The 12944-nt window shown below is 73.8% G+C and carries 11 protein-coding genes; 5 read left to right on the plus strand and 6 right to left on the minus strand.

Annotated elements, in window-relative coordinates; translation table 11 throughout:
* Position 1: 1 nt before the first annotated feature.
* The 4 genes from ACFWJO_RS21785 to ACFWJO_RS21800 form a co-directional block, all read right to left on the minus strand.
* Entirely contained in the window at positions 2 to 961 is a 960-nt protein-coding gene (locus tag ACFWJO_RS21785; protein WP_386867451.1) for an SRPBCC family protein, read from the minus strand.
* Positions 962 to 1082: 121 nt separating this feature from the next.
* A complete protein-coding gene (locus tag ACFWJO_RS21790; protein ID WP_386867605.1) occupies positions 1083 to 2807 on the minus strand; it encodes a spermidine synthase in 1725 nt (574 codons plus the stop codon).
* A gap of 96 nt (positions 2808 to 2903) precedes the next feature.
* Positions 2904 to 3422 (minus strand): DUF2617 family protein, encoded by a 519-nt coding sequence (locus tag ACFWJO_RS21795; RefSeq protein WP_386867453.1) that lies wholly within the window; start codon positions 3420 to 3422, stop codon positions 2904 to 2906.
* A 359-nt stretch (positions 3423 to 3781) separates the two neighbouring features.
* Positions 3782 to 3988: a hypothetical protein gene (locus ACFWJO_RS21800; RefSeq protein WP_386867455.1), complete on the minus strand. Its 207-nt coding sequence runs from the start codon at positions 3986 to 3988 to the stop codon at positions 3782 to 3784.
* Positions 3989 to 4148: 160 nt separating this feature from the next.
* On the opposite strand from ACFWJO_RS21800, the gene ACFWJO_RS21805 reads away from it, so the two are divergent.
* From ACFWJO_RS21805 to ACFWJO_RS21815, 3 genes are all read left to right on the plus strand, one after another.
* On the plus strand, positions 4149 to 5333 hold the full coding sequence (locus ACFWJO_RS21805) for a pyridoxal phosphate-dependent aminotransferase (RefSeq protein WP_386867456.1): 1185 nt from the start codon (positions 4149 to 4151) through the stop codon (positions 5331 to 5333).
* Positions 5334 to 5438: 105 nt separating this feature from the next.
* Positions 5439 to 7187, plus strand: a complete 1749-nt coding sequence (locus ACFWJO_RS21810) for a C40 family peptidase (RefSeq protein WP_386867458.1) — start codon at positions 5439 to 5441, stop codon at positions 7185 to 7187.
* Positions 7188 to 7232: 45 nt separating this feature from the next.
* On the plus strand, positions 7233 to 8462 hold the full coding sequence (locus tag ACFWJO_RS21815) for a glycosyltransferase family 39 protein (protein ID WP_386867460.1): 1230 nt from the start codon (positions 7233 to 7235) through the stop codon (positions 8460 to 8462).
* 9 nt (positions 8463 to 8471) lie between these two features.
* Here ACFWJO_RS21815 and ACFWJO_RS21820 read toward each other — a convergent pair whose 3' ends face one another.
* Positions 8472 to 9008, minus strand: coding sequence for a YbjN domain-containing protein (locus tag ACFWJO_RS21820; RefSeq protein WP_384422486.1), 537 nt, complete (start codon positions 9006 to 9008; stop codon positions 8472 to 8474).
* Between the two features lie 104 nt (positions 9009 to 9112).
* Between ACFWJO_RS21820 and ACFWJO_RS21825 the strand changes: the two genes are divergently transcribed.
* Positions 9113 to 9550 (plus strand): hypothetical protein, encoded by a 438-nt coding sequence (locus ACFWJO_RS21825; protein ID WP_386867462.1) that lies wholly within the window; start codon positions 9113 to 9115, stop codon positions 9548 to 9550.
* A gap of 90 nt (positions 9551 to 9640) precedes the next feature.
* Here ACFWJO_RS21825 and clpB read toward each other — a convergent pair whose 3' ends face one another.
* The gene (gene clpB, locus ACFWJO_RS21830) at positions 9641 to 12238 is read right to left on the minus strand and encodes an ATP-dependent chaperone ClpB (RefSeq protein ID WP_386867464.1); all 2598 of its coding nucleotides are present in this window, start codon (positions 12236 to 12238) and stop codon (positions 9641 to 9643) included.
* A 120-nt stretch (positions 12239 to 12358) separates the two neighbouring features.
* Here clpB and ACFWJO_RS21835 point away from each other — a divergent pair, with 120 nt between their 5' ends.
* Positions 12359 to 12772, plus strand: coding sequence for a pyridoxamine 5'-phosphate oxidase family protein (locus tag ACFWJO_RS21835; protein ID WP_386867466.1), 414 nt, complete (start codon positions 12359 to 12361; stop codon positions 12770 to 12772).
* The last annotated feature ends 172 nt before the right edge of the window (positions 12773 to 12944 follow it).

The raw sequence follows: 12944 nt of genomic DNA on the forward strand, positions 1-12944 counted from the left end.
TTCAGCGGCGGCGGCGCATCACGCGGGTCACGACGACGGCCGAGGCGAGGGCGAGCGCCGCCGCGGGGGCGATCCATCGCAGGGTCGCGGAGGTGCTGGACGCCTCGGCGGCCGGGACCGGCGCGTAGCGGCCGCGCGGCGGAGCGTGGTCGACCTCCTCCGCGCTCCGTCCGATCATGGTGCGCCGGGCGTGCGCGGCCTCGGCCGGCTGGGCGGCGCCGGTGAAGTCGCCGGTCCCGGCGCGGGTCACGTCCATGGCCTCCGCATCCGCGGCGGCCGCCTCGATGTCCTCGCCGTCGATGTCGTCGGCCTCGTCGCGGTCGAAGTCCTCGTCGGCCCGCGGGTCCAGGGACGGCGGCGGCACCGGTGTGCCGAAGACCGAGGAGCGCCCGGGTTCCTCCACGCCGTCGTCGACACCGTCGTCGTCGCTGTCGGCGTCGCCTGCGTCGCCGTCCGGCTCGGCCCGGCCGGCCGCCGCCCGCTCGATCTCCGCCGCCTCCGCCGCCGCGGCCTCCGCCTCGACCTCCGCCTCGACGTCGGCGACGGCGGACAGCGCCTCCGCGAAGCGGTCGAGCAGCCGGGCGCCCGCCGCGGTCCTGGTCTCCGCGTCGGCGTCGGCGAGCCGGCCGGCCGCCGTGACCGTGCCGCTGAAGCCGATCGTGGTGCCCTCGGCCACCGGGGTGAGCGCGAGGGTCAGGGTGAGCGCCGCCGTTCCCTTGCCGCGTACCTCGATGCCCTCGCCCTCGACGACGAAGCGGCTGCCGCGCTGGGCGATCCGCAGGGCGCCCCGGTAGGTGATGGTGTTGCCGCCGACGCGGATCTTCAGCCGGCCCGCGAGCGGACCCGGCTCCTTGTCGGTGTCCTGCTGGAACCCGGGAACGCAGCGCGCCAGCCGGACGGGGTCCGTCAGCGTGGCACGCAGAATCTCGGCCGGGACCGGGACGAACACCTCATGCTCCATGGGCCGAGCCTACTCAGGCCCGGCCCGCCCGTCGCCTGTTTGTGCCCGGGCCGCGCTTCCACTCCCCGTACGCCGCCTCCTGTACGCCCCTCCCTCGCCGCCCGGTCCCGCCCGGTCCCGCTCAGTAGCGCGGGTGCACGAGCGTCGAGGGCGGCAGGCCGTCGGCCGCTCCCGTACGGCTGCGCTCCACGCGGCTCCCGCCCTCGGTCAGGACGCCCGGGGTCAGCGAGCGGAGCCGGGGCGCGGCGTCGTCGAGGCCCAGGGCGGGCGGACGGCCGCCGGGTGCGGCGAGCAGGAAGCCCCACTCCCCTTGGCCGGGCCCGGCGCCGTCGGCGGAGCGGCCCGTCCGGTCGGGCCCGTCGGTCAGACCGGAGGTGCGGCCGCCCGCCCCGTACGGCCGGGTGGCGAAGCCCGCCGCGCGGAGGGTCGCGTCGACCGTCCAGTACGTGCGGGGGCGGGCGGCGGCCGATCCGGCGTGCACGACGATCCGCCCGCCGTCGGCGAGCACGCCGGCGGCGAGCCCGTAGAACTCCTCCGAGTAGAGCTTGGCGCTGGGGGTGATCCCGGGGTCGGGCAGGTCGGAGATCACCACGTCGTACCGTTCCTGCACGGGCCGGGAGGAGCGCAGCCAGGTGAAGGCGTCGCCGTAGGCGACGGTGACGCGCGGGTCGCGGAAGGAGTGCTCGTTGAGCGCGGCGAGATCCGGGTCGGTACGGGCGAGCCGGACGACGCCGGGGTCGAGCTCGACGACGGTGACGGCGCGGACATTCCGGTAGCGCAGCACCTCGCGGGCGGCGAGCCCGTCGCCGCCGCCGAGGATCAGCACGCGCGCGTGCGGGCCGTTCATCGCCGGGTGCACCAGGGCCTCGTGGTACCGGTACTCGTCCTCGCCGCCGACCCGCAGCCGGCCGTTCAGGAACAGGTCGGGCGGGCCGCCCCGCTCGCCGGTCACCACCACCTCCTGGAGCTCGGTGTGCACGGCGACCCGGACGCTGTCGCCGTACACCGCGCGGCGCGCCGCCTGCTCGAAGTCGTCGACGAGGACGGTCGCGGTGGCGAGGACGGCGAGCACGGCGACGTTGACGCCGACGAGCAGGGCCCGCGAACGGGCCGTCAGGTCGTGGCGGAACAGCCACAGCACGAGGCCGCCGCCGGCCACCGCGTTCACGGCGCCGGTGACCAGCGCGCCGGTCAGCTGGCCGAGCCAGGGCAGCAGCAGGAAGGGGAAGGCGAGCCCGCCGACGAGCGCGCCGACGTAGTCGGCGGCGAAGAGGTCGGCGACGGTCCCGGCGGCGTCGTGCGCCTCCCGCCGCCCACCTCCGCCCCCGCCGCCCCCTCCGCCGGCGCCGCCCCCGCCGCCGGCTCCGGCTGACGCTCCGGCTCCGCCGCCCGCGCCCGCCCCGCCCTGCCCGCGGGCCGACTCCGCGCGCTGGATGAGGGACATGAGCAGCGGGATCTCCGCCCCGATCAGCACGCCGATGGCGAGCGAGAACGCCACCAGCACGTACCGCGACTCGCCGAGCCAGGCGAAGGCCGCGTACAGCACCATCGCCGAGCAGCCGCCGATCAGCGCCAGACCGCCCTCGACCAGTCCGAAGCCGACCGCCGCGCGGCAGCGCAGCCGCTTGGCGAGCAGTGAGCCGACACCCATCGCGAAGACCATGACGGACAGCACGACGGACGCCTGGGTGACCGAGTCGCCGATCAAATAGGAGGCGAGCGCCACCAGTTCGAGCTCGTAGACCAGTCCGCAGGCGGCGCACACGAAGACCACCGCCAGGACCGGGTACCGCACCGCGCCCGGCCGCACGGGCAACCGTGCCGCCCGCTTGGGAGGCGGCGGCATGGTCACGGGCGGGTCGATCATGTTCGTAACGCTACGTCACACACGTATCGCCGCCTGTCACCCACACGAGTGCACCTGAGGCATGTGTACGGCGCGTCAGAGCGAAGCGGGCATACGGGCCCCGATCTGGGTCCGGGTCACCACCAACTGCCCTTCCTGCGGGTACGCGTGCCAGGTGCGCCACCGCACCTGGCCCTCGTGGCGCTGCGCCAGCATCGCCGTGAAGGCGTGCGGCGAGCCGGGGAAGGTCCCCGCGAGGCCGTGCGGATGGTCGGCGACGAGCGCGAGCAACTCCTGGGCGCGGCCCGCGAACGAGCCCTGGGTGAGGGTCTCGACGCGCGCCGCGAACTCGTACTCCCATTCGCCGACCCGCTTCGACACGCCCAGCGGCAGCGGGGTGCTGCTGCCGGGCATGCAGGCGACGGTCTCCGAGCAACTGCGGTCCTCCTCCTCGAGGAGCACCTGATGGGAGGCGCCGAGCAGCCGCAACTGCAGCTTGGCGCCGTCGAGTTCGAGATCGAGCACGGCGAGCGCGGGCAGCGGGTCGCGCCCCAGCGCCCAGGCGAGGTCGGCCGCGCGGGTGTCGGTGTAGGAGGTCTTCAGGGTCGTGAGCATGGATCGGCTCCGCAAACACGGTTTGACGGGTGGGCCGGGGGCGTCCCGGTGAAGGGTTTCGACCGGGAGTGGGGATCGCCGTCTCGGGTCCACACACGGTCCGAGGGCTGGATGTTCTCGACAGCGAGGGAATCATGAACCGTGGGTAGGTCACAGCGTTTTTACCCAACTTGACGTGGTTTCCATCCCCTCGGGGGCCCCACGGTTCAACTGTTCAGTCGGAATCGATCGCGCGGTTCCCACAATCACCCAACGGAACGGTCACCGAGGGCCGTTGCCCCGGCACACCATCCCGCCGGGCCGCCCGTCCGCGCCCGGCCGTCACCCGGTCCCCGCCCGTGTACCCCGCGCGCCGCGGCTCAGTCGCCGCCACCACCGCCGCCGCAGCCGCCGCCCCCGCACGAGGACGAGCCGCAGGACGAGGAGCCGCAGCCGCCGCCACCCGTCGAGTCCCCGCTGCCCCAGCCGCCACGCCGCCGGCGCCTGCGGGACGATCCGCCGCCCGACGCCGCCGAGAAACCGATGATCACCAGGATCACCAGTGCGATGACCACCACAACTTCCATGTCGTCCCCCGTCGGTGAGAGTGAGCCCCGTCGGTCTTGTCGGCCCCTTCGGCCGCGCCGGCTCCGTGAGCTCGGTGAGCCCCGTCGGCTCTGCGAGGGGGATGCCCGCCCCGGACCGCGCCCAAAGCGCACTTGAGCAAGTCCAGAGCTTCGCCCGAGGATGGCGGGCATGACACGACCGCTGCTCAACCGACGGCTCGCGGAGTTCGGCACCACGATCTTCGCCGAGATGTCCGCGCTCGCCACCCGGACCGGTTCGATCAACCTGGGCCAGGGCTTCCCCGACACCGACGGCCCCGAGGAGATCCGCGAGGCCGCCGTCCGCGCGCTGCGCGAGGGCCGCGGCAACCAGTACCCGCCGGGCCCCGGCGTGCCCGAGCTGCGCACCGCGATCGCCGAGCACCAGCTCCGCCGCTACGGGCTCGCCTACGACCCCGACAGCGAGGTCCTGGTCACCGCGGGCGCCACCGAGGCCATCGCCGCCGCGCTGCTCGCGCTGGTCGAACCGGGCGACGAGGTGATCGCCCTGGAGCCGTACTACGACTCGTACGCCGCCTGCGTCGCCATGGCCGGCGGCACCCGGGTCCCGGTCACCCTGCGCCCGCACGAGGGCGCCTTCGCGCTCGACCTGGACGAGCTGCGGGCCGCGGTCACCGAGCGGACCCGGCTGATCCTGCTCAACACCCCGCACAACCCCACCGGCACCGTGCTCGGCCGCGCCGAGCTGACCGCGATCGCCGAACTCGCCCAGGAGCGCGACCTGCTGGTCGTCACCGACGAGGTGTACGAGCACCTGGTCTTCGACGGCGCCGAGCACGTGCCGATCGCGAGCCTGCCCGGCATGCGCGAGCGCACCGTGACCATCGGCTCGGCCGGCAAGACGTACTCCTTCACCGGCTGGAAGGTCGGCTGGATCACCGCCACGCCCGAGCTGACCGCCGCCGTCCGCTCGGCGAAGCAGTACCTCACCTACGTCTCGTCGGGCCCCTTCCAGTACGCGGTCGCCGAGGCGCTGCGCCTCCCCGACACGTACACCGACGGCCTGCGCGCCGAGCTCCAGGCCAAGCGGGACCTGCTTTGCGAGGGCCTGGCCGCGGCCGGCTTCGGCGTCCACCGCCCGGCCGGGACCTACTTCGTCACCACCGACGTCCGCCCGCTCGGCGAGACCGACGGCTTCGCCTTCTGCCGCGCCCTGCCCGAACGCGCGGGCGTGGTCGCCATCCCCAACGCCGTCTTCTACGACCACCGCGAGGAGGGCGCGCCCTTCGTCCGCTTCGCGTTCTGCAAGAGGTTCGACGTTCTCGAGGAGGCGGTGGAGCGGCTGAAGGGGATGACGGCGGGCTGACGGGGGGCCGACGCCGGGCCGGGCACCCGGTACGGCGGACGGCGCGGATAGGGTCCCCTCGCCTGGTCGAACGATCAGGCCCTGTTCCTGTGGGGGGATCCACGCATGTCCGCACCGACGTCCCAGCCGAGCCGCAGATCGACGCTCCTCGCCCTCGCCGGAGCGGCCGCGGGCGGCGCGCTGCCGCTGGCCGCCGCGCCGGCCGCCGCCGCGGCGGACCCGCCCCCGGCCCTCCCGAAGGCCGAGCCGTTCGCCCCGGCGGTGCCCGGCGCGCGGGTCCCGGTGCTGATCGACCCGACCGACCCCTGGCACTTCACCGCGCACCCGGCCGGGGCGCTGACCACCCGTACGATCGCCGGCGGCCTGGAGGTCTCGGACGGCAGGGGCGTGCTCGCGACCCTCACGACCGGGGCGAGGACGGTGACGGTGCGCGGGCCGAGGCGCTGGTTCACCGAGCAGAAGCGGCGCGTCGAGGACCGCTTCGACCGGGAACTGACCGACGGCACCTCCGGCTGGGGCACCTCCCCGAACGGCGGCACGTGGTGGCCCCGCTCCGCGGACGACGCCAACGTCGCGGACTACAAGGTGACGGGGGGCCGGGGTGCCGTCACGCTCTCCGCGACCGGTTCCAGCCGCCACGCCTACCTCTCCGACAAGGACCTCGGCGACGTCCGCGCCCGCGCCCGCTTCTCGTTCACCCAGGTGCCCGCCGGCGCGCCCCTCTCGCTGGCCCTCACCTTCTCCCTGACCGGCCTCGACACCCACTACCGGGCCCGCCTGGTCGTCACCCCGGCCCGGGAGGTCCAGCTCGTCCTCGAAAAGGCGCTGGACAACGCCGTGAGCGTGCTGGGCGCGCCCGTCACGGTCGGGACCGGCTTCGCCGCGTACGACCACTGGTGGGTGCAGGCCGAGAAGACCGGCAACGTGCTGCGCGTCCGCGCGTGGAAGCACGGCGTGGCCGAGGCGGACCTGCCGGACTGGGTCCACAGCCTGCGCGACCCCGACGCGAACACGGCCCTCGGCGCGGGCACCGTCGGCGTCCGGGCGTACGCGGCTCCCGGCGCGCAGACGGGCGTGGAGGCCCGGGTCTACGACTTCCTTGTCGAGGAGGCGTCGTGGACCGACCCGCCGGTCATCACGCACGACACCTGGGTGCGGGTCCTTCCGGAGCCCTTCGACGGCACCTGGACGCCGGCCGTGGAGCAGCGGGTCCGGGCCTGGGCGGGCGACAGCTCGCCGGACGCCCTGGCCTACGCGGCGATGTTCCTGCCCAACGCGCCCGCCGTCACCGACCCGGCGCGGGGCGGCGCGCAGGTGCTCGGCACGGCCGGCTACAGCGCGCCGGACCCGGTGACCGGACTGCACGCGGTGGGGGCGGACTTCCACGAGTACATGGGCATCGACGGCTGGTCCTTCCCGAGCGGCGAGACCGGCGTGCTGAAGAGCCACGGCCGCTACCTCGACTGCTCGGGCCTGGTCCGGATGGTCTACGGCCACTGGATGGGGGTGCCGATGGGCATCGCCCCGGACGAGCCGGCCCGCCGCTACCTGCCCCGCACGTCGGCGGACCAGGCCGCCTCCGCCCCCGGTGTGGTGGTCGCCCGGGCGACCGGCACGCCGCCGCCGCTCGACGGGCTGCGGGTCGGTGACGTGCTCTTCTGGGACAACGAGGACGGCGCCGTCTCGCACACCGGCATCTACGTGGGGGCCGACCAGCACGGCCGTCAGCGGTTCGTCTCCAGCCGCAAGACGCCCGACGGTCCCACCCTCGGCGACGTCGGCGGCAAGTCGGTGCTCAACGCGTCGGCGAGCGATCTGTACACGAGCAGTCTGCGGGTGATCCGCCGCTTCTGACGGGCGCGCCCCCTCCGTGCCGTGGCTCCGGTCAGGTAAACCGACTTGTCGGGTAAAGACCGGTTTTCGCGTGCACGGAGGTGCCCCCTGTCCGCCGAGACTCTCGACCGCCCGGCGTCCGCCGCCACCCCGGCTCCCGCCCGGCGCGTTCCCCGCTGGCGGGCCTCGCTGCACCGGGCGGCGCCCGCCCTCGGGCTCTTCGCCGCCGCACGGCTCACCGGAATACTGGTGCTGGCCCTGTGGGCCTGGCACGTCGGGCGCTCGCCGCGGGCGCTGCTCGCGAAGTCCTGGGACTCCGACTGGTACACGCGCATCGCCGCCCACGGGTACGGGCGCACCCTGTTCTGGCCCGACGGCGCCGTCCAGTCCGACCTGGCGTTCTTCCCGCTCTACCCGGGGCTGGTGCGGGCCGTCGCCACCGTCCTGCCGGTCGCCTACGGGACGGCCGGGCTGCTGCTGTCCTGGCTCGCCGCCGGGGCCGCGGCCTGGGGGATCTACCTGGTCGCCGAGCGGCTGTGCGGGCGGCCGGCCGCGGTCCTCACCGTCCTGCTGTGGGGCCTGCTGCCGCACTCGATCGTGCTGTCCATGGCGTACACCGAGCCGCTCATGACCGCGTTCGCGGCCTGGGCGCTGTACGCCCTGCTGACCCGCCGCTGGCTGTGGGCGGGCACCCTCGCCGCGCTCGCCGGCCTCTCCCGGCCCAACGGGGTCGCGATCGCCGCCGCCGTGCTGGCCGCGGCCGGGCTCGAGCTGTGGCAGCGGCGCGGGCGGGCGGACTGGCCGGTGTGGGCGGGCGCCGCGCTCGCGCCGGCCGGCTGGCTGTCGTACCTGCTGTGGGTCGGCGCCCGGCGCGGCGACCTGCTCGGCGGCTACTTCGCCGTCCAGGACGGCTGGACCTCCCGCTTCGACCTCGGGCGCGGCGCGCTGCGCTTCGTACGCGGCATGGTGACCGGGCCGACCGAGTTCGGCTACGTGATGGCCCTGGTGATCACCGGGGCGGGCGTGCTGCTCTTCGCGCTCCTGGTGAGCGGGGAGCGGCCGCCGCTGCCGGTGCTCGTCTACACCGGCGTCCTGGTCCTGATCACCGTCGGCGGCTCGGGCTTCTTCGAGTCGAAGCCGCGTTTCCTGCTGCCGGCCTTCCCGCTGCTGCTGCCGCTGGCCCGCGCGATGACGAGAGCCCGGCCGGGCGCCGCGATCGTGGTGATCGCGGGCCTGGCCGGGCTCTCCTTCGCCTACGCGCCGTACGTGCTGACGCTCGCACGCATGGCCCTGTGAGACCGGGGACTACTCGGCGGAGTCGCCGGGCTCCTTGTCCTCCGGGGCCTCGAGGCCGAACTGCTCGACGATCCACTTGTCGAACTCGATCGAGGCGCGGACCCAGCTGACGGTGGAGGACACGAAGTGCTCCAGCGACACACCGGTGCCGATCAGCATCTGGGCCTCACCGATGAGACGGAGGGTGGCGGAGCCGTCCTCCTCCTCGTGCAGGTGGGTGTAGACCTTGGGCCACAGGGTGCGCCGGTTCCAGTCGTCGATCGCGTCGAGGATCCGGGCGCGGTCGTCCGCGGCGTGCGGGCGGTCGTAGAACGTGCGCACCGAGAAGACCTGCTGCTCGGCCTCGCCGCGGAACATGAAGTACGTGCGGAAGTCCTCCCACGGGGCGGCGAGGTCGCCCTCGTCGTCGACGACGTACTTCAGCTCCATCTGGTCGAGGAGCTGCTTGACGAGGTCCTGGTCGGGAACGACGGGGCCCGCCGGTCCTGAGGCCTGAGGCTGGGGCTGGGCCCCGAAATTCGGAATCGAGGACGGGTCGATGCTCACCGGGTTCTTCCCTTCGTACGGATGCTCGCCATCCTCCCTCATGGCGGGCGGGGCGTGGCAAGTCCCCACGGCGCGATCAGCTGCGGGCTGACATGATCTCGCCCATGGGGGCCAGGCAGAAGAAGCGTTCGCGGCGCTGGTGGGTCGGGATCACGGTTGGGCTGTTCGTGTGCTGCGGACTTCCGGTGTCGTGCGCGGCCTGGGGCGCGTACTCGTTCTCGGAGGCCGGCAAGCCGCAGCCGGTGGACTGCGGTGAGGCGCTGGCGTACGCGTACGCCGTGCTGCCCGTCAGCGCCCGGGACGCGCACTGCACGTACGCGCACTGGCAGGAGAGCTACGTCGAGGCGGAGTTCCGCATGCCCGCGGACGAGGTGGCGGGGTGGCTGGCCGCGACCTACCCGACGGCCACGGTGTCGGAGGGCGGGCGGCGCCACCACGTCGAGTTCGCCCCGGCCTCCGGGAAGGCGTCCAAGGCGGGCGTCACCGTGACGGACGAGGGCGGTGGCACCGCCCTCGTCCGCGTCTTCGCCCACGACTCCTGAGGTCCGAACTGCTGCGGTCCGACTGCTGCGGTCCGACTGCTGCGGTCCGAACTGCTGCGGTGCTGCGGGCCGGGCCCTGCGGTCCGGGCCCTACTCGGACTCGGCCCGGCCCACGATCAGGCCGTCCTGGAACCGGTCCACCCGGACCGTGTCCCCGTCGCGGACCTCGCCCGACAGGATCTCCCTGGCGAGGCGGTCGCCGATCGCGGTCTGGATCAGCCGGCGCAGCGGCCGGGCGCCGTACGCCGGGTCGTTGCCCTCCTCCGCCAGCCAGGCCAGGGCCTCGGGCGTGACGTCCAGGGTGAGCCGGCGGTCGGCGAGGCGGCGGGCCAGGCGGTCGATCTGGAGCCGGGCGATCCGGGCCAGCTCGTCCTGCTCCAGGGCGGAGAAGACCACGATCTCGTCGAGCCGGTTCAGGAACTCGGGCTTGAAGCTCGCGCGGACGACCTCCAGGACCTGCTGCCGCTTCTCCTCGGGGCTCGTCAGCGGCTCCATGAGGAACTGGCTGCCGAGGTTGGAGGTGAGGATCAGGATCGTGTTGCGGAAGTCGACCGTGCGGCCCTGGCCGTCGGTGAGCCGGCCGTCGTCGAGGACCTGGAGCAGGATGTCGAAGACCTCCGGGTGGGCCTTCTCCACCTCGTCCAGGAGGACGACGCTGTACGGGCGGCGGCGGACGGCCTCGGTGAGCTGGCCGCCCTCCTCGTAGCCGACGTAGCCAGGAGGCGCGCCGACGAGGCGGGCGACGGAGTGCTTCTCCCCGTACTCCGACATGTCGATGCGGACCATGGCCCGCTCGTCGTCGAAGAGGAAGTCGGCGAGCGCCTTCGCGAGCTCGGTCTTGCCGACGCCGGTGGGGCCGAGGAAGAGGAAGGAGCCGGTGGGCCGGTCCGGGTCGGCGATCCCGGCGCGGGTGCGGCGCACCGCGTCCGAGACGGCCCGCACGGCGTCGCCCTGGCCGATCAGGCGGCGGCCCAGCTCGTCCTCCATGCGCAGCAGCTTCTGCGTCTCGCCCTCCAGGAGACGGCCCGCGGGGATGCCGGTCCAGGCGCCGACGACGTCGGCGATGTCGTCCGGGCCGACCTCCTCCTTGACCATGGTGTCCTTGGCGGCCTCCTGCTGGGCCTCGGCCTCGCTGGCGGCCTCCAGCTCGCGCTCCAGGGCCGGGATCTCCCCGTAGAGCAGCTTGGACGCGGTGTCGAAGTCGCCGTCGCGCTGGGCGCGCTCGGCGCGGCCGCGCAGCTCGTCGAGCTGCTCCTTCAGCTCGCCGACCCGGTTGAGGGACTGCTTCTCCTTCTCCCAGCGGGCGGTGAGGCCGCGCAGCTCCTCCTCGCGGTCGGCGAGGTCGCGGCGCAGCTTCTCCAGGCGCTGCCGGCTGGCCTCGTCGGTCTCCTTGGAGAGGGCGAGCTCCTCCATCCGGAGCCGGTCGACGGTGCGCTGGAGCTCGTCGATCTCCACGGGCGAGGAGTCGATCTCCATGCGCAGCCGGGAGGCGGCCTCGTCGACCAGGTCGATGGCCTTGTCGGGCAGGAAGCGGGAGGTGATGTAGCGGTCGGAGAGGGTCGCGGCGGCGACGAGCGCGGAGTCGGCGATCTGCACCTTGTGGTGCGCCTCGTAGCGGCCCTTCAGGCCGCGCAGGATGGCGACGGTGTCCTCGACGGACGGCTCGGCGACCAGGACCTGCTGGAAGCGGCGCTCCAGGGCGGGGTCCTTCTCGATCCGCTCGCGGTACTCGTCGAGCGTGGTGGCGCCGACCATGCGCAGCTCGCCGCGGGCCAGCATCGGCTTGAGCATGTTGCCGGCGTCCATGGCGGAGTCGCCGCCGGCGCCCGCGCCGACGACGGTGTGGAGCTCGTCGATGAAGGTGATGATCTGGCCGTCGCTCTCCTTGATCTCGGAGAGGACGGTCTTCAGGCGCTCCTCGAACTCGCCGCGGTACTTGGCGCCGGCGACCATCGCGCCGAGGTCGAGGGAGACCAGCCGCTTGTCGCGCAGCGACTCGGGCACGTCGCCCTTCACGATCCGCTGGGCCAGGCCCTCGACGACGGCGGTCTTGCCGACGCCGGGCTCGCCGATGAGCACCGGGTTGTTCTTGGTGCGGCGGGAGAGGACCTGGACGACGCGCCGGATCTCGTGGTCCCGGCCGATGACCGGGTCGAGCTTCCCCTCGCGGGCGGCGGCCGTGAAGTCGGTGCCGAACTTCTCCAGGGCCTTGTACGAGCCCTCCGGGTCGGCGGTGGTGACGCGGCGGGTGCCACGGGCCTTCTCGAAGGCGTCCTGGAGGCGGCGGGCCGTGGCGCCCTGGGCGTCGAGCAGCTCGCCGGCCCGGCCGCCCCTGGCGGCGATGCCGATGAGGAGGTGCTCGGTGGACAGGAACTCGTCGCCGAGCTTCTTGGCGCGCTCGTCGGCGTCGGCGATGACGGCCAGCAGCTCGCGGTTGGGCTGCGGCGGCGCGACCGTGGACCCGGTGACGCTCGGCAGCGCGGCGAGCAGCCGCTCCGCGCCGGAGCGCACGGCGGCCTGGTCGGCGTCGACGGCGGCGAGCAGATCGGTGATGTTCTCGTTGTCCTGACCGGCCAGCAGCGCGAGCAGCAGGTGGGCGGGGGTCAGGTCGGCGTGCCCCTGGGACACGGCGCGGCTGCTCGCCGCGTTCAGCGCGTCCCGGCTCCTGTTGGTCAGTTCGGCGTCCACGTGCGGGGTCTCCTCCTCGGATCTACGACTCCTTCTTCATGACTCTTCCAGCGTACACAAAGTTGAGTCCATTCCGCTCAAGGTATCGGCCGCACTTCTTCCGGGAGTAGTTTCCGGGGCATGGCCATCGATCCGAGCAAGCCGAGCGACTCGTATCTCGCCTTCTGGCGCGAGTACCACATGTGCACGCTGACGACGCCCCGCCCCGACGGCACCCCGCACGTGGTGGCGGTGGGCGTCACGTACGACCCCGACGGCGGCGAGAAGGGGATCGCCCGGGTCATCACCAACAAGCACAGCAGGAAGGTCGCCAACGTCCTGGCGGCGGGCCCGGACGGCGCGCGGGTGGCGGTCTGCCAGGTCGACAAGGGGCGCTGGGCCACGCTCGAGGGCGTGGCGCGGATCCGCACCGAGGCGGAGGTGGTCGCGGACGCGGTGGACCGCTACGCGGCCCGCTACAACCGGGTCCCGGCGCCGAACCCGGACCGGGTCGTGATCGAGATCGCCCTCACCCGGGCGATGGGCCGGGCCTGATCCGGGGCGTACGGACGGGCCGGCGCGGGGGCGCGTGACCGGGGCCGGGGGGGGCGGACCGCACAGGAAAGCACAACAGAGCACCACCGCTTCCCGGTCCCTCACTGGCCCCCTCTTTGTGGGAGGACCCCCCCCACCCCCCCCCCACCAAGAACCGTTTCCGCCCCCCCAT

Source organism: Streptomyces sp. NPDC127092 (assembly GCF_042722475.1).
GTDB lineage: Bacteria > Actinomycetota > Actinomycetes > Streptomycetales > Streptomycetaceae > Streptomyces.

Excerpts from the sequence above, each read along its gene's own strand:
- ACFWJO_RS21785 (WP_386867451.1), bottom strand. The coding sequence starts at position 961 with ATGGAGCATGAGGTGTTCGTCCCGGTCCCGGCCGAGATTCTGCGTGCC.
- ACFWJO_RS21805 (WP_386867456.1), top strand. The coding sequence starts at position 4,149 with ATGGCGGGCATGACACGACCGCTGCTCAACCGACGGCTCGCGGAGTTC.
- ACFWJO_RS21800 (WP_386867455.1), bottom strand. The coding sequence starts at position 3,988 with ATGGAAGTTGTGGTGGTCATCGCACTGGTGATCCTGGTGATCATCGGT.
- ACFWJO_RS21835 (WP_386867466.1), top strand. The coding sequence starts at position 12,359 with ATGGCCATCGATCCGAGCAAGCCGAGCGACTCGTATCTCGCCTTCTGG.
- ACFWJO_RS21810 (WP_386867458.1), top strand. The coding sequence starts at position 5,439 with ATGTCCGCACCGACGTCCCAGCCGAGCCGCAGATCGACGCTCCTCGCC.
- ACFWJO_RS21825 (WP_386867462.1), top strand. The coding sequence starts at position 9,113 with ATGGGGGCCAGGCAGAAGAAGCGTTCGCGGCGCTGGTGGGTCGGGATC.
- ACFWJO_RS21795 (WP_386867453.1), bottom strand. The coding sequence starts at position 3,422 with ATGCTCACGACCCTGAAGACCTCCTACACCGACACCCGCGCGGCCGAC.
- ACFWJO_RS21790 (WP_386867605.1), bottom strand. The coding sequence starts at position 2,807 with ATGCCGCCGCCTCCCAAGCGGGCGGCACGGTTGCCCGTGCGGCCGGGC.